The following is a 16,966-nucleotide window of genomic DNA, read 5'->3' on the forward strand; positions in this document are numbered from 1 at the left end:
AGGAACCAAAGAAAGAAGAGCAAAAAAAAGAACTTTCTAAGGAAGGTGAATCATCTAAAGTTAAAATCGCTGTGGGAGCTGTTGAAACTTTAGAATCAGTTGGAAATGAAATTACAAACGAAAAGGCGCAAGGTGTTTTTAAAGTTGTAGAAATATCTATTACAAATAATCAAAAAGACGCTATTACTGTTGATGCTAACAGCTTTAAATTAGTAGACAGCCAAGATCGCGAGTTTAAATATTCCACTCAAGCACAAACGGCCTATGATATATCTAATGGTGGAAAATTAGATTTCTTCTTAAAACAACTTAATCCTGGTTTAACTCAAACAGGAAAAATTATCTACGATGTACCAAAAGATGCTCAAGGATTAGTTCTAAAAGCACGTGGCGGTATGATGGGTAAAGAGATTAAGTTAAAAGTAGAATAGTAAAAGGCACTCAAAAGAGTGCTTTTATTGCGTTTGATATATTTTTAGAGGTGAAAAAACATTGAAATCAAAATCTTTTTGGACTACATTAATCATATTCATAATGCTCTTTTTTACGGCTTTGGCGATGAACGGACACTCTGAACCAAAAAAACCGATAGCTGAATTAAATTACAATCAAGATGCTCAAAACATAACCCTTACAATAACTAAATTTGAACGTGAAAAAGGGAAATTACATTTAGAACTTGATATGAAAAATAACAGCGAATACCCCCTTATAACAACAGGGACATTATCCTTAATCGATAATGATAAAATATTATCATTACCTTTAGAACTTAACATTGGAAATAAAACGATCGAAAAAAACGAAACAAAATCTTTATACTATGAGTGGAATAATGATAAGAAACCAAGTGTTTTTGATTCGATAATTATCGATGTTAATGGTCAAAAATTCAAGACTGACTTACTTATAGAAGATGATGAATAAAATACTAATCTTATAAACAATAGATACCTTCTCTTATATGTAAAATTGCATGAAAACACTTAATAATATAATGATATTATCTAATAGATCAGCGCTATTACTTCATGTATTATGCCAAAACCCTACAGAAAAATAAAGATAGGCACTCATTGAGTGTCTTTTCTTTATGACTTTACACAAAAGGGGGAGCGGGGTAATCTCACCAAGATGGTGGGGTAAACCCAATTAGGTAGGTTATTTTTTTTATCAATCGTATTTTTCGGTGCTTCTTGTTTTTAGACATATCATTTTGACTTCTCTGATGAAAATATTTTTCCATATTTACACTTTAAAGGAAAAACAGTATCATTAAATTGTTAAAAACTGTAATAAAAGGAGTCGTTAAATTGAAGAAAAGAATTCTTATTCCGGTAATGAGTATAGGTTTTCTAGTCCTTGGTGCATTTTATAGTCCTGATCAGAATACAGTTTCCGCTCAAATTAAAAATGAAAAATCATCCATAAATGAAAGTGAGTTTTGGCTTTATGATGGGGATGCCATAAGATACTACCCTTATTTTAATACTTTTATTGGGATTGCTGATGTAAGTTCATCTAATGAACAAGAACCAAGCCGTGTAGTATTTGAGTTTTATAATTTAATAGGTGATCTATCATATGTAACAAGTGCCACTATCCCTAATCATAAGCATTCAGCTTTCCAACCATTTTCAGCCCCTATAAATTCTCTAGAAGAAGCTACCTATTCTGTAAAAGTCAAAGTTATAAATGCAAAGGTAGATCCAAATAAAGTTAAATTTGCTCATATAGAATAATACGTGTTTGTACATGTACACAGAAAGAAACTCACCATATCGAAAAATAAAATTGGATGCTAAGGACTGAAAATCCTTACTATGACAGTGTTCAAAATGAATATAATTCAATCCAATATTTAGTACAATATGATGGTTCAAGTCGGAGGAAGGCACCTTAGGGTGTCTTTTCTTTATGAAAAAATCCCCACACAATGTGTAGAGATATGTGTAAAACGATACTTCAGATAAACACCATTATAATATTACATTTATTATCCAATAGCAAAAGACCACCTATTTCCGTAGATGGTCCCTGCCTCTTCAGCTTTATTGTACACATTTAAATTATACTGCTAATCACATGCTACTTTGTTATGCAATTTTGCATTAATTCTATTTTTACTATAGTAATAGTGAAATATATCTATACTAAACTTTGGGAATATTTTGCATAAATATTATCAATTTACTGTATATTCTGTCAATGTTAAGCTTTAAGTGTAATATATCTGTTTGAACCATGTCCCCTAACACAAGGTTTGAATAGTCATCTCAATACGCGAGAACAAACAGAGAAAAGGCACCTGTAGGTGTCTTTTTTTGTTTATGTCCTTCATATAAAACTTGTCCAAACTTTTCTCGTCCCTAATGCATATATTATCCTTATATTCACAAAAATTTGTGGTAACCTTTTAGTATTTCGAGGAAAATCACTAAATAAGTACATTCTTTTCTTTTTACGACAGACACATTGCAACAAAATTAATATAACTCTTTTGCTATTGTAATGTGGTGACTAATTGGATACTGAATGGAGTGAATTATTTAATGTTTAAAAAGCTTACTTTGCTTTTTATTTCTGTGTCATTATTCATGTCTCTAACAGCTTGTACACCAAGTTATCAAAAAGCCTCAGCAAAAAATGAAAATTCAACTTCCATGTATACCACCAAAGACTTACAAAATGAATTCCCCATTGGGATGCCGATTGATGAATATATTGCTAAGAAAAATAAGATGAATATTAAACATCCTACTAGCATTCCACTTCTAAATGGAAATGTGGGAAGAGTATTACAAACAACTGATGGATTTGTAGTTATTTGTGGTAATGAAAAAGAGATTTTTAATGTATTAGTGTTTAGAACGATGGATGAAGTAAAAGAGTATGAGATGAGTTTAAGAAAATAATAACTCCAAACAAAATGCTGGTTTGAGTTCGCTTTCTTAACAACCAATATAGATAAATATGGTAAAATGTTAAGTGGATGGGAATTCAATATATTATTAAAAGTAGAGTGGTTCAAGTCGGAGGAAGGCACCTTAGGGTGTCTTTTTTTATTTATGTAAAAGTATCGCTAAGATACAATGCATTAACTTACATCTCTAGCGATACCTTTATAACTATGCACCGAAATTAAAAAGTTTTCTTTGCCTCTTCAAATTATTGATTCTGTTGATATCAGAACTTGTAGTAAATGGACCAATTGGTGCTACAGCATAGATATCACAAAGAGAAATAAAACTATTTGGAGCCTGTGGAGTTTGCGGAAAACTAAGTTCTACTAAATCACAATTCACACTTTCTACTCTACCAAGGATAGCTTGTGGTAAATTTCTAATACTCAAAATTACTCCTTCACCTATGATATCCTCAAGCACATTATTTATCCCATTAACACAACAACAATCGCATTTCCTTTCTTTATGCAAACTTTTTAACCACCTTTCTATTATTAAAACAAAGTTTGCTAGTATTCTATGTTTTAATAATAGAAATGCTTGTTTATTAACCTATCAACTCATATGAGATATAAGGGATTCCTAAAGGTAGTTTTTTATAAAAAAATCCCCACACAATGTGCAGGGATCCAGTGTAAAACAATCCTTTTTGAAGGAGCATCCTCATAATAATCCATCTGTCCCTCGCTGACAAAACAGTAAAATCCTATTTTCTCTCTAGTAAAATGCGAGCACTCCCCTATGAAATGATGATTATGTGTAAGGAAATAATAATTTAGGTAACTTAAAATAAAAAGCTCTGTAAATCAGAGCTTTTTATTTTTTCTCAACAGAATAAAGAACTCATTTCAGGGAAATTATGGTATATTGATTTCGTTCAATACTATCAATAGGAGTTGATGAAAATGAAAAAGTCTTTATTAACACTTGGTGCAACAATGGCATTAACATTTGGAGCTTTTACCCCAACTAATAATACTGTAGAAGCAGCCACTAGTTGTTACAGTTCCTATGAGTTTGATGCGACGTTTAGTTCTAGGGAGTCAACTGATTACTGGGCCCTGTGTAAAGGTACATTGAAAGTTAGCGGTACAATAAGCGGAAGTGGCCCAACATATAAACCTGTTGGAAACAAGGCCAAAGTATCTGTAGAAGTCTATCGTGAAAAATGGGGTCCTGATGAACTTGTTGATGAATTTGAAGTAACAGTTTATGATGATGAATCAGGTGATTTCGATTACACTATTGGTAAAACCGATTTAGCAAACTATTATTTAAAGTTCACGCCTACTTCGACTGAAGGCAATGGCACTTGGACTTTCGAAGCGACAGGAACAATATCAACAAACTAATAAAGTATCTTTTTAGAGTAAATAAAATTAACATAATGTTATTACCTTATAGATTAGCTCAATTTATTAAATTTGTTAATCTAAAATCAAAGAAAAGGCACTCCTCAGGTGTCTTTTCTTTATGGGATACCGTCACATCACCATCAAGCTAAGCAAATACCCTAAAAACGAGAAACCTTACATCTCCAGGTGAAAATATAGGTTCTGTTGCGAAGTTTTGTTAAGGTTAAGTGGTGCCAACAAAAAGTTGTACATTTTATGCAACTGTTAGTAGCTCTTGTAATTCATTGTATGTCGAAAAACCGAAGTCTGAGCCAAGACTTCGGTTTCGTTTATATAAAGCATGAATGGTTTCGATGCCTTTCAAGGTACGGGAAGCATGGCGAAGATTTTGAAATCCTGCGGATTTGGCAAAACGTCGCTTCACATGCCTATGGTCCTGTTCAATGAGATTGTTCAAATGCTTGATTGTACAATGAGTTATATTTATATAAAAGCCTTGTTCTCTTAATTTGTTAAATGCGCAAAGTAATGCTGGTGCTTTGTCTGTAGTGAGAACCGCTGGTTCTCCAAACGTTTTAACCAATCTTTTCATAAAGGCATAGGCAGCCTGATGATCCCGTTTTTTACGAAGTTGAATATCCAATGTGTGCCCGTCTTTATCAATTGCACGATATAAATAACACCATTTTCCTTTGACTTTTATATAGGTTTCATCTAGTTTCCAAGATAATTGAACGTTTTTATTTTTCTTCTTCCAAATTTGATAGATAAGGTTTCCATATTCATGAACCCAGCGCATGATGGTTGTTGGGTGAACCGAAACACCATGCTCTTTCAAGATTTCAGATACATCACGATAGCTTAAAGAAAAACGACAATAGTAGCCGACGGCTACCAAAATAATATCCTTTTTAAACTGTTTTCCTTTAAAATACCCCATATATCATTCTCCTGCTCACACTTTTTTTACAGGTTATCTCAGTTTAGAAATCTTTGCAACAGAGCCAAGGAGTTTATATTAGATTACTTATTTAATTTTTTGAACCGAACACTTTAAAGTCATAAGCATGAATTGATTTTCCTCCCCGCACAGAGTTAATAATTTCTTCCATACCTATAACTTCACTTTCTTTAATCTTCTTCCCATTTTTTAAAGAGTAAATTTCTATATAATATTTACTTTTTCGATTTTTATCATACCGTAAGACATGTAATTGATCGTCCTTGAAGAAAGTTTGCTCATTGTATCTAACACCATCTGTTACATGATAGTCAATCTTAAACTTAGTATTTACTGTATTTGTCTGTGTATTAAACGTAATAACGTTACCTAATCCGTTTATAAAATATAATTCATTGTTATGTAGATATGCGGAATTGTTTTTTGTAAAAGGTATTGAAGCTGTAGTATCCTCTTCGGAAGACAACAAAATTAATTCTTGTTTTAATGTCGTTTTATCGATACGTAACAAATAAACTTTGCCTTTAATCGTATTATCATTTTCAACTAAAACCGTATAATAAAAATTTTCATCACTTAAAATAGAAGAATAACTAGAATATGACATATTTTTATCTAAACTAATTTTTGTAACATCTTCAAGCTTCATCTTTAAATCATTAAATGTTACCTTTTTTAGACTATATTCTTTTTTGTCTATATCTTGAGTTATCACCAAAATAGTTTCTTCATCCACTCCAGAGCTCATAAGATAATGTGGGATATTTCCTTTATGAATACCTTTTTTATTACCATATACAACATTTGAATCATATCCTCCGGTATCAGGATTACTACCAGAATTATAGATGTTTACAAACAAGTCGCTGTTTTTTAAATATGCTCTGTAATCTCCTGTATGTTGGTATTTCATCTTAAATTCTTTAAAGTTCTCTCCTACAATTTTAAGCTTATCCTTACTTTCTAATAAAAGTTCTTTTTTATTTTCTGATACTCCTATACCACCAAGCTCTAAACCATTCATTTTATAACCACTTGCTTCCCCATTTTTATTAATAAACACTGCATAACTAATACCCTTACCATCCATGTCTTGATCAGCTGTAGAAGAAAGATATACCACAGCTTGTTTATCCTTCAAAAAATCTTTTTTTTGAATATCTTCCTCAGATATCAAATCCACATTTGAGTTACTGAAAAAGAAAAAATAGACTAATATTGTAATCAAAATTACACCTAAAATAACAAATAGGAGTTTTTTCATTATGATATATTCCTTTCTTACAAGAAGAAGTGCAACAAATGGATTCGTTGCACTTCTTTCTATTAGATATTTCGAACTACTGATGTCTGTTTCGCATCACGAACATCTCGTGGATATACGCCAGCGCCACCATCTTTGTCTAAATCTAAACCACCATTAAGCTGGTAAGCTGACCAGATAAGTTTTGAACAATTTTTAGCTCCATAATGACCAGTAGTTCTATTCGTGACGAAATTATAAGAATATCCGTCTGTACCTACACGGCTTTTCGCCCACCATGCAGCATCATTTTTGTTTTGCCAAGTAGTATTTACAGATTTGACAACAGCGTCGCCTTTATCGACTTTACGAGCTGTTGTACTAAGTGTACGTACTCCATCACCTGGAACTGATTCTACAATTGTATTTGAATTATAGTACATACCAACATGTCCATGATTCAAATATGCAGTATATGAACCAGTATAAAAGAAATCGCCCATATTGCTATTACCTACAGATACTGTCCCACCACTACCGCCTAACGTGTTTATTTTTTTATTTGCTTCTTTTTTACCTTGAGCTTCATCCGCTTTGAGTTCTTTATAAATTTGTTTAGTAATTGCCTCTTTCGTATTTCCTGTATTCTTTGCCATTTCATTAATACTTGATATTAATTCCGATGTACTCAAATCCGGTTGCATTTTCTTAATTTCATTCAAATAAGGTAAATCATCACTTTCTGCAAAAGTAGCAGTAGGTATAACTACAGCTGAAGTCATTAAACCCATTGTTAATGCTAATGCATGTAATTTTTTCATATTACATCCCCCTTTTTGAAAATATTAATAAAAATACATATTTTACTAACAGTTCATTTATTTGGAACACCTTCCTCATCATATCTTACAAATAATGTATGTGTAAATGTGTTTTTTGGAAGAAAATTATTTCTCAAGACAACCTTTGGCAATGTATATAGGGCAATCAGCAGTGAATATTTTTTACCAAAGCAATTATCAAAATATATATAAAGTTTATAACCAAAGAATCTATCATGATAGCACTATCAAAAGAAATCATTCACTTTTTTATGTTTGTGGGTATTTTTTAGTTCTGTTTTTGAACTACTCACCACTTAACGTCCTTACGGACTGTTTGAAGTGGGAGATTCCTAAGTACAGAGTTCTATCGAACTCTAATGGATAGGCTATCCCCGTAGTTCCTACGGTTAAGAGACGAATTGCTTCGTTTCTCAGGTTGATTGCTGTATTACATAATATCTCTGGAGTAAGCTTTTTACGATTTAATTGTAACCCGGCTTCTAATTCTTCTATCCTTTGAGCTACTATAGGTTGATCTCCCATAACTGGTATAACTATCATAGGAACACCAAAATATAAGCTTTCACTAGAACTATTCATTCCTCCATGCGTAATAAAAAGATTAGCATGTATAAAATGAATTTCATGTTATAACGGTTACGATGCAAAGCTTACATACATTTGCATCATAACTGAAAAAAGCACCTAATTTTAATTAGGTGCAAAGTAATTATAATAGTAATTTTTGTATTTCTTCTGTACTTAGACCAGTGAATTTTGCAATGTCTTCTAATGGCATACCATTTTTATGCATACCACGAATTAATTGGATTTTACCCTCTTCAATTCCTTCTTCACGCGCATGAGCTATTTTAGCTTGTTCATCTAGAAGGACTTTTTCACGTGCTTCATAAGCTGTTCGGAAAGAAGAATCATGGCTCATATTTTCCCACTTATTGATTGCCTTTTGTAAAATAGGATCTTGATTCATTGCAATCTCCTCCAATGTTTGAGTTAAATGTTCATCTTCATGTGCTGGTAATAATAACATCCAACGAACAAATACATTTTCCCACGGATTTACTTTTTCTTCTCTCCATTGTTTGACTAACTTTGGAATCTCAACAAAGTGGATTTCAATATCGTCACTTAATAATTGTTGAGTTTTTGTATTCCATAGTTGCCCAATGGTATGAAATGCTTCTTCTTGTGGGAAAAGGATGAAATCTAATAGGTTAATGGTAATGGTTTTCCGGAGAGATCGATACGGCATCCCTTCCGTCATTTGGGACGTATAGAGTTTACTCCAATAATATAAAGATCGCTTCACCATATCATGAGTATTCCGAAGCTGTATTTCTATATTCACTTGTGTCCCATTATCTAATGTTGCTAATAAGTCTAAAATGGATAGTTTATCATCTTCATAAGCTTTATGAAGATGTGGGTCTTCTAATTGCAGCGATGTAATAGGTGCATCTAAAGATTCCGCTAAAACAGCGTTCAAGAAACCAGTTAAAATTTCTTCGTTTCCCTTTGTTCCAAACAACTGTTTAAAAGCAAAATCAATCCGTAAATTTACTAATTTTGTGGACATGGATTTCCTCTCCCTGTCTTTTATTTCTTCTTATTATTTTATAATTTAACTCTTTATAAAAGCAAATGCTACTGTTACTATTGTAGGTTTAATTCATCGGATCTTCTTTATTCAGTAGCATCTATTCATTTTTTCGTATGTATCGGTACAGCGTTGCTTGGCTACTACCAGTCATATTCACAATTTCCTGTATGCTGTATTCCTTAGAATCATATAACTTCAATGCTCTTTAAATGAAGCTGAACTGAATAGCAGGGTAATAAAATACCTTTGGAGAAATATGGTTTATTAGATATTAAAAAGGAAGGGTGATTCCACATGATAGGAACTGAGGGAAAAAAACAGGAGATTTTAAAAGCTTACCAGTTCAGACATGCTTGCAAGGCATTTGATAGCAACAAAAAGATTTCGGATGAAGATTTTCACTTTATTTTGGAGACAGGAAGATTGTCTCCAAGTTCAGTTGGTTTGGAGCCGTGGAAGTTTGTCGTGATTCAGGATGCAGCGCTTCGCGAAAAATTAAAACCCGTATCCGGCGGTGCCCAGGGACAACTGCCTACTGCTAGCCATTTTGTAGTGATATTGGCCAGAAGAAAAGAAGGATTAAGGCATGATTCCGTTCACGTGATCAAAATGATGAAAGACATTCATCATATGCCTGAAGAAGTTGTGCAAAATCTTTCCGGTTTCTACAAATCCTTCGTCGAAACAGAACTTGAAGATAATGACCGTCTCATTTTTGAATGGGCAAGCAAACAAACATATATAGCATTAGGAAACATGATGACAGCTGCGGCTCAAATCGGTATTGATTCCTGTCCGATAGAAGGTTTTGATAAAAATCAGGTGACCGCTATTTTGCAAAATGAAGGTATCATTAACGGCAAAAATTTCGGAGTAGCCTGTATGGTCGCTTTCGGATATCGGAAAGAGGAACCCAAACGCCCAAAAACAAGACAAAATCTCGATGAAATTGTTGAGTGGCGATAAAACTGTAGATGATGCTTCTCAGAATCAAGGGACATGATCACATAGGCATGTCTCCTTTAATGTTATTTTGAGATAAGTCCAAAAATGGCTATAAAACGAAAAAACTGAAACGGAGAGCAAAAATATCTTATGTATTTTTTAAGGATACACATCTAAATCGTATTTAATAATTTATTCTATTAAGGGGTGCTATTGTTAAATAAAACTTATATTGTGAACCTCTCCATCAAAATCTGTGGAGAGGTTCACTAACACTTATTAAGTTAACAGAGAGGTTTAGTAAGAATAATCTAGTGTTCAATAAGATATAGAGGAAATATTGTAATTATATTGAATATAATAATTTGTTTTTAATTGTATTTTTAAGGAGGCGTTGTCGATGAGAAATTATTTATACTTAACTGGGCAAAAAAACAAGGGGATAACGTTTCAATAGCCCATAAACTACGTGGTTCCCCTTCAATATTAAAGGGAGAGTACCAGATTGAATAAAATTTATTTAAAGCCTATTGACAAAAGTAATTGGGAAGAAGCAATTAGATTATCTGTTAAAGAAGAACAACAAACATTTATTGCATCCAACCTTTATTCTATCGCAGAAGTTCAATTTCTAGATAATTTCTATGCAAAAGGTATTTATCTTGATAACAAAATGATAGGATTTACTATGTTTGGGATAGACCCTGATGATAATAATTATTGGATTTATAGACTTATGATTGATGAAGAATTTCAAGGAAAAGGTATAGGTAAACAAGCTATATATCTGGTTATTGAAGAGATAAGAAATAATAATGCAAACATTTCTTTAATAATGATTGGATATGATCCTGAAAATCTTACAGCAAAATTTGTATATAAAAAGGCAGGATTTATTGAGACTGAATTATCATCTTGGGGTGAACAATTAGCTAAGTATTCCTTGTAAGTACTTGAATTTATCACAATGACTTTTAGACTTATTAAAGTAAAGGGCCCGATTGTGGGGCAACATAGATAGGAAATAATCAAACTTTTTTATAAAAGAATGAAGGTTCTGTTGCAAAGTTTGAAAAAAACATAAACAGGTTGGTAAATGAGGAGCAATGTTTAAGAAGTAGCTAATAATTATTGAAGTTCATTGTACGTTGAAAAGGCGGAGTCTCTTTGAAGACTTCGCCTTTGTTTATATAGGGCATGAATAGTCTCGGTACCTTTTATCGTACGTGAAGCATGGCGAAGATTTTGAAATCCTGCAGATTTGGCAAAACGTCTCTTTACATGCCTATGATCCTGTTCAATAAGATTGTTTAAATGCTTGATGGTACAATGGATGGTAGTTTGATAAAATCCTTGTTTTCTTAATTTGTTAAATGCGCAAAGTAATGCCGGCGCTTTGTCTGTAGTGAGAACCGTAGGTTCTCCAAAATGTTTTACTAATCTTTTCATGAAGGCATAGGCAGCCTGATGATCCCGTTTTTTACGAAGTTGAATATCCAATGTGTGTCCATCTTTATTAATTGCACGATAGAGATAACGCCATTCTCCCTTAACTTTGATATAAGTCTCATCCAAATGCCAAGATAAGCGTGCAGATTTATTTTTCACTTTCCAAATTTGATAGATGAGATTGCCATATTCATGAACCCATCGCATGATGGTTGTTGGGTGAACTGAAATACCACGTTCTTTCAGGATTTCAGATACATCGCGATAACTTAAAGAAAAACGGCAGTAGTAGCCGACAGCTGCTAAAATAATATCTTTCTTGAATTGTTTTCCCTTAAAATATCTCATGTCTGATTCTCCTAGATCCTGTTTTCTAGAGTGTAGCTTCATGTAGAAAACTTTGCAACAGAACCCAGTATTTTATCTTCCATACCGTTATCCCGAGTATCGGCATAAGCGACATAACTGTATCCTAATTTGCTCATTCTTATCTTAGCTCGGTGTTATGTTTAGTCTGCTCCTCTCTCTTTGACGAACAACCATAATCCAATTGCAAAGAAAAACAAAATATAGGCGATATCTATCGCTAACGACATAGGTAAGCCAACTAATTCCGATTTATATTGTGACGTGCTCCAATAAACACTTAAATCATCACGATGAATGAATAGAATGTGTGTCCATGATGTAGATAAGAGACTACCTCCAAATATCATTTGTAAAAAGTATAGCACTAAGCTACTGCCTACTGCGATAGCAGCTGATCTCGTCCACACGCCAATCAAGGATGCTAGACTTGCATATAGGCAACATTGCAATACGATTGCTCCGATAGAGTATATAACATCCGTCATGTCGCCCCATTGTATGTTTTTTGGAGCCATCAGAAGATTCACTAACAAAGAAACAATGAATATATTAACAACACTCGTAATGATGAGCAAAATCATCGCAGCAATTTTTGCAACATACAACCGTGAGCGCGAGGACGTATGCAGGAACAGTTGTTTCAGAGTACCATATTGATACTCATCCGTCCAAATAAGAGGTGACAAAACAATCGCCCAAGGTAGAATAACAAGCATTCCCGATAGGCCAAGCAAAGCATTTACCACTTGAGCCACCGTATCATCAGCCTTGAGATTACTGGTGTATGCCCAAGATAACAGTACCGTCATCACAATAAAACCAATGTGTGAAAGAATAAAGATTCTTTTATTCACTATCTTCAAACATTCATTCCATAACAACTTAATTCACCTCACCACGCGCAGTTGTCCATTTTAAAAACTTATCCTCTAAACTCGTATGTGCCGGCAACACCCGATGAACTTCCACCCCGGCATCACACAATGCTCGAATCAGCTTTGGAACTTGACCTTCATCAATAGCTACTGTCATAGTATGCAAACCGTTAGATAATTTCTCTGTCTGCATATAATCCAATGCATGATGATCATCTCCAAACAAGTTAACCACAACTTCGCTTGTAAGCTCAACATTATCAATGTGAAGAGTGATACAGAATTTCCCATCATTTAACCCATCATCAAGCCGCTGCTCTGTCACTAAGCAGCCATTCTGCATAATAACCACTCGACGTGCCATCTGCTCAATCTCAGACAGTTGATGACTGGAAATCACAATTGCTACGCCCAAATCTGCTGCAATTCTATTTAAATAGTTCCGGGTTTCACGGACACCAGCAGGATCAAGTGCATTCATCGGCTCATCTAACACAAGCAACTTTGGCTTTCGCAGTAGTGCTTGTGCAATTCCCAAGCGTTGTTTCATTCCCATGGAGTACGTGCCTACTCGCTGCTTAAGCGCATGTTCTATCCCGGTCAGACTGGCTACCTCCAGCAACCAATCCTTGCTCGCATTTTTGTGCAAACGCTGATATTGACGTAAATTTTCGTACCCACTCAAATAAGGATAGAAAGCAGGCGCTTCAATCACTGCCCCTACATTGAAGAGTGCTTTAGAAAACTGACTCTTAATACTGTAACCTGCAATATGCACGTCCCCGGCACTTATTGTGCTTAGACCAACTATCATCTTCATCGTGGTTGTCTTGCCCGCTCCGTTCGCACCAAGTAGTCCAATAATCTCTCCCTCTACCACATCGAACGATATGTCTTGCACAATCAACTTGCCCTTGATTTCTTTCGTTAGGTGTTGCACCGATAATACCGTTTTCAATTGTCCCACTCCTTACAATTAGTCCCCAATGTAATCTCAAGTTGATCCATATATTGTTAGTTTAGCTATTATGTTTTAAAGAGGACATGTATTATTCTTACATTTTCCTTACAATGTTGTAAGGTGTAATGAGTATTATGTTTTCAATCAAAGTCTAGGCAACAAACACTATCCAACTGATGTATAGAAATAAAAAAACTATCTATTTCTTAAAAAGAAAAAATAGATAGTTGTGTCGAAAATGTGTCTAAACGTACAATTTTCCCGAAATGATATGGTGACCCCATGCCCATCAACTTAAGAAATTGGTAGTTCCCCAAAACGAAGAAAATTTTCGTTTTGAGGACACTTCAAAATATTAGCTTGAGAGCATGGGACTGAACCCCTAATGTTTTATTTTAATAATAATTCTTTTCATAAAATAAAACCCAGTTATCAGTCTAAACCATTTTTTAGATCTAACAATAACAAGTGTACATTTTTACCTTTCAGATAGTCTCTTTTATTCTAATTTCTTCATTTCTTTCAGCCGTTCTATATCCTTTTCTGAAGCCTTTTCTATTATATACAATTCATAGCTACCCTTTGTCTCATTTATCACTACAAATTCAATTTCATTCCGAATATAGCTTTTAGTTTTTCCTTTTTTATAACCAATAACATTATCTAATATAGTTTCCCCACTATCTTTTTTATATAAATTATAGCTAACAGGTGGACGACCAATTACATACTTATTATCAGAAAACCCGACTATATCATCTCTTCCTAATCCTGTCGAAACACTCCAGACAAAAATAATCTGAAATATAGAAAAAACAACAATACCGCATAAGAAAACAAATAGGATTGATTTGAAAAATAACTTTAAAAATATCCTGCCCAAAAACATTCCCTCCCATTTCACCTCGGGATAGCAAGAACAAAACGTGAGTTTTGTACGCTAAGAAACCGAATTTTTATATTGTTGAACTCAATCCCCGTCAATGCCATAAGAAAAAGGGTTACCGCAGTAACCCTTTTTCTTATAATACACGTCATTTAGGTAAGCTATGGATGAATAAAGTCAATCTATGAAATTTCCCACAATCTTTTAACTTCCACCAATTCCTGCCCATTGAATTCCATTCTATATATATCTGGTTTTGATGTCTGTAGTAAAAAATTCAAATCATACTTACTGTCATAATATCCCATCATCAAAGTCATTACAGCTCCATGAGTGCCTAATACTACTTTCTGTCCTCGATAGGTATTTAATAATTCTTTTAAAACTTTTATAGCACGTTTCTGACATTCGACATTCGACTCTCCTCCCATTAAAGCAAAGTCGGGGTCTATGAATGACTTTTCTATCAAAGGGAATAATTCTTTATCCGACATTCGTTCCTCTTCAGCAATAAAAATTCTCTCTTTTAAGTCCTCAAATACTATAACTTCTTGTCCTATTTGCTTCGCTAACTGCTGAACAGTTAGAATTGAGCGATTGTATGGACTCGAGATAACAACGTCGATTCCCTCACCTTGTAATGCATCTGTTATTCGTTGAACATCTAATTTTCCTTTTTCACTTAATCCTCTTGTCTCTTCTTTTCCAAATTTCGGTGAATCCCCGTGTCTCACCATATATATGAAAGTTTTCATAATTGCCTCCATTTTTCCGGTTTTCTTTACAATTCCTCCCTGATATTAGCATATATATCCAAGTTTGTCTCTTTGAATTAACAGAAAACTGTGCGAATTTGAAATGAATTCACGATATTTGTAAGAAAAACTCGAAGTTTTCACTATCCTCAGGTATAAAAAAACGTTATTCTTTCTAAACAAGCTTGATTATTAGAAAGGATGAGATTTTTATGAATCTTTCGATTCGAAGCGAGCTACAATTATTTGCTGAAGAATTACATCAACATCTTACCCCATCATTTTTAGAAAAACTCGCTAGAGAACTAGCTTTTGTACAAAGAAAGCGTAAATTTTCAGGACGTGATTTAGCTATTATTTGTGTGTGGATTAGTCAACGTGTAGCGAGTGATTCCTTAGTTCGACTGTGTAGTCAACTTCATGCTGTTACAGGAACACTTATGAGTCCAGAAGGACTCAATAAGCGTTTCAATAAAAAAGCTGTTTGCTTTTTAAAACATATTTTCTCTACATTACTAAAAATTAAAATTTGTGAAACATCAGCGATTCCAAGCTCTTCAATCGCTTATTTTCAGCGAATTCGTATTTTAGATGCAACAATTTTCCAGGTACCAAAGCATTTAGCTAGTGTGTATCCTGGATCAGGTGGTTGTGCTCAAACAGCGGGTATAAAAATCCAGTTAGAATATGATTTACATAGTGGCCAGTTTTTAAATTTTCAAGTGGAACCAGGGAAAAATAATGATAAAACATTTGGCACAGAGTGTTTACCGACATTACGTCCTGGTGATCTATGTATTCGGGATTTAGGCTATTATTCACTGGATGATTTAGATCAAATGGACCAACGTGGTGTGTATTATATATCAAGGCTCAAATTAAACAATATGGTATATATCAAAAATGAATTTCCTGAATACTTTCGAAATGGGACAGTAAAAAAACAGTCTCAGTACATCAAAGTTGATTTAGAACACATTATGAATACCTTAAAACCAGGCCAGGTCTATGAAATAAAAGATGCTTATATTGGAAAGGATAAAAAACTATTCACTAGGGTGATTATGTATCGATTAACAGAAAAACAACTTCGTGAACGTATGAAAAAACAAGTGTATACGGAAAGTAAAAAGGGAATTACGTATTCAGAAAAAAGCAAACGATTAGCTGGCATGAACCTGTATGTTACCAATACACCTTGGGAGATTGTTCCGATGGAACAAATACATGATTTTTACTCTCTCCGCTGGCAAATAGAAATCATCTTTAAAACTTGGAAATCTCTATTTCAAATTCATCATTGGAAAAATATCAAACAAGAGCGATTAGAATGTCATGTTTATGGAAAGCTTATTGCCATTTTTCTATGCTCTTCTACTATGTTTAAGATGCGACAATTAATTTTACAAAAGAAGAAACAAGAATTAAGTGAATATAAAGCAATTGGGATGATTCAAGATCATTTACACATTTTATATCAATCCACACAGCAAAACACCCAAGAAATAACAAAGATCCTAGTCCGCCTGTTCAACCTCCTACAGAAGAATGGACGGAAATCTCATCGATATGAGAAGAAAACAGTCTTTGATATTTTGGGTGTTGTCTATGAGTATAATGGAATGAGAAAACAAAAGAAAGCTGCATAATTTTTAAAAACGATACCTATCTAGGCTTATTTGGTGTGCTCATTTTTAAATATACAAAATATTTTAAAAGTTTTTTCGTTTATGTGAACGAAAGTTCATTTTGTTTC

General features: G+C 33.7%; 18 protein-coding genes and 2 pseudogenes. 8 read left to right on the forward strand and 12 right to left on the reverse strand.

Going from position 1 to position 16,966, the window contains the following annotated elements:
- From AAIE21_RS27570 to AAIE21_RS27585, 4 genes are all read left to right on the forward strand, one after another.
- The coding region (locus AAIE21_RS27570; protein WP_343269637.1) for a DUF4352 domain-containing protein at nt 1–431 on the forward strand (431 nt) is incomplete at its 5' end.
- Nucleotides 432–492: 61 nt separating this feature from the next.
- Complete coding sequence (locus AAIE21_RS27575; protein WP_343269638.1) at nt 493–927, forward strand: hypothetical protein; 435 nt, start codon at nt 493–495, stop codon at nt 925–927.
- A gap of 386 nt (nt 928–1,313) precedes the next feature.
- Nucleotides 1,314–1,742 (forward strand): hypothetical protein, encoded by a 429-nt coding sequence (locus AAIE21_RS27580; protein WP_343269639.1) that lies wholly within the window; start codon nt 1,314–1,316, stop codon nt 1,740–1,742.
- An 810-nt stretch (nt 1,743–2,552) separates the two neighbouring features.
- On the forward strand, nt 2,553–2,915 hold the full coding sequence (locus tag AAIE21_RS27585) for a hypothetical protein (RefSeq protein WP_098609509.1): 363 nt from the start codon (nt 2,553–2,555) through the stop codon (nt 2,913–2,915).
- 213 nt (nt 2,916–3,128) lie between these two features.
- On the opposite strand, the gene AAIE21_RS27590 is transcribed toward AAIE21_RS27585, so the two are convergent.
- The gene (locus AAIE21_RS27590) at nt 3,129–3,437 is read right to left on the reverse strand and encodes a hypothetical protein (protein ID WP_343269640.1); all 309 of its coding nucleotides are present in this window, start codon (nt 3,435–3,437) and stop codon (nt 3,129–3,131) included.
- A gap of 434 nt (nt 3,438–3,871) precedes the next feature.
- On the opposite strand from AAIE21_RS27590, the gene AAIE21_RS27595 reads away from it, so the two are divergent.
- Entirely contained in the window at nt 3,872–4,318 is a 447-nt protein-coding gene (locus AAIE21_RS27595; RefSeq protein ID WP_343269641.1) for a hypothetical protein, read from the forward strand.
- A 256-nt stretch (nt 4,319–4,574) separates the two neighbouring features.
- On the opposite strand, the gene AAIE21_RS27600 is transcribed toward AAIE21_RS27595, so the two are convergent.
- The 6 genes and pseudogenes from AAIE21_RS27600 to AAIE21_RS27625 all read right to left on the reverse strand — a co-directional run.
- Nucleotides 4,575–5,261 carry an IS6 family transposase gene (locus tag AAIE21_RS27600; protein ID WP_343269642.1) on the reverse strand — a complete coding sequence of 229 codons (687 nt, stop codon included), beginning with the start codon at nt 5,259–5,261 and terminating at the stop codon, nt 4,575–4,577.
- A 91-nt stretch (nt 5,262–5,352) separates the two neighbouring features.
- The gene (locus AAIE21_RS27605; RefSeq protein ID WP_343269643.1) at nt 5,353–6,546 is read right to left on the reverse strand and encodes a hypothetical protein; all 1,194 of its coding nucleotides are present in this window, start codon (nt 6,544–6,546) and stop codon (nt 5,353–5,355) included.
- Nucleotides 6,547–6,608: 62 nt separating this feature from the next.
- Entirely contained in the window at nt 6,609–7,346 is a 738-nt protein-coding gene (locus AAIE21_RS27610; RefSeq protein WP_343269644.1) for a hypothetical protein, read from the reverse strand.
- A gap of 432 nt (nt 7,347–7,778) precedes the next feature.
- Nucleotides 7,779–7,979, reverse strand: a pseudogene (locus tag AAIE21_RS27615) (glycosyltransferase); the annotation flags it as partial.
- Between the two features lie 100 nt (nt 7,980–8,079).
- A complete protein-coding gene (locus AAIE21_RS27620) occupies nt 8,080–8,946 on the reverse strand; it encodes an Rpn family recombination-promoting nuclease/putative transposase (protein ID WP_343269645.1) in 867 nt (288 codons plus the stop codon).
- Nucleotides 8,947–9,070: 124 nt separating this feature from the next.
- Nucleotides 9,071–9,175: pseudogene (locus tag AAIE21_RS27625) on the reverse strand (helix-turn-helix domain-containing protein); the annotation flags it as partial.
- Between the two features lie 89 nt (nt 9,176–9,264).
- On the opposite strand from AAIE21_RS27625, the gene AAIE21_RS27630 reads away from it, so the two are divergent.
- Complete coding sequence (locus AAIE21_RS27630) at nt 9,265–9,936, forward strand: NAD(P)H-dependent oxidoreductase (RefSeq protein WP_343269646.1); 672 nt, start codon at nt 9,265–9,267, stop codon at nt 9,934–9,936.
- A 484-nt stretch (nt 9,937–10,420) separates the two neighbouring features.
- Nucleotides 10,421–10,864, forward strand: a complete 444-nt coding sequence (locus AAIE21_RS27635) for a GNAT family N-acetyltransferase (RefSeq protein WP_343269647.1) — start codon at nt 10,421–10,423, stop codon at nt 10,862–10,864.
- Between the two features lie 179 nt (nt 10,865–11,043).
- Here the strand turns inward: AAIE21_RS27635 and AAIE21_RS27640 are convergent, their stop codons facing one another.
- From AAIE21_RS27640 to AAIE21_RS27660, 5 genes are all read right to left on the reverse strand, one after another.
- Complete coding sequence (locus AAIE21_RS27640; protein ID WP_343269648.1) at nt 11,044–11,712, reverse strand: IS6 family transposase; 669 nt, start codon at nt 11,710–11,712, stop codon at nt 11,044–11,046.
- Nucleotides 11,713–11,873: 161 nt separating this feature from the next.
- Entirely contained in the window at nt 11,874–12,614 is a 741-nt protein-coding gene (locus AAIE21_RS27645) for an ABC transporter permease (protein ID WP_343269649.1), read from the reverse strand.
- Between the two features lies 1 nt (nt 12,615).
- Nucleotides 12,616–13,566, reverse strand: a complete 951-nt coding sequence (locus AAIE21_RS27650; protein WP_343269650.1) for an ABC transporter ATP-binding protein — start codon at nt 13,564–13,566, stop codon at nt 12,616–12,618.
- Between the two features lie 502 nt (nt 13,567–14,068).
- Nucleotides 14,069–14,452, reverse strand: coding sequence for a hypothetical protein (locus AAIE21_RS27655; protein WP_016093719.1), 384 nt, complete (start codon nt 14,450–14,452; stop codon nt 14,069–14,071).
- A gap of 185 nt (nt 14,453–14,637) precedes the next feature.
- Complete coding sequence (locus AAIE21_RS27660; RefSeq protein ID WP_343269651.1) at nt 14,638–15,210, reverse strand: histidine phosphatase family protein; 573 nt, start codon at nt 15,208–15,210, stop codon at nt 14,638–14,640.
- A 212-nt stretch (nt 15,211–15,422) separates the two neighbouring features.
- Between AAIE21_RS27660 and AAIE21_RS27665 the strand changes: the two genes are divergently transcribed.
- On the forward strand, nt 15,423–16,859 hold the full coding sequence (locus AAIE21_RS27665; protein ID WP_343269652.1) for an IS4 family transposase: 1,437 nt from the start codon (nt 15,423–15,425) through the stop codon (nt 16,857–16,859).
- The last annotated feature ends 107 nt before the right edge of the window (nt 16,860–16,966 follow it).

The organism is Paenibacillus sp. 102 (genome assembly GCF_039549175.1).
In the GTDB taxonomy this organism is placed as follows: Bacteria; Bacillota; Bacilli; order Bacillales; family Bacillaceae_G; genus Bacillus_A.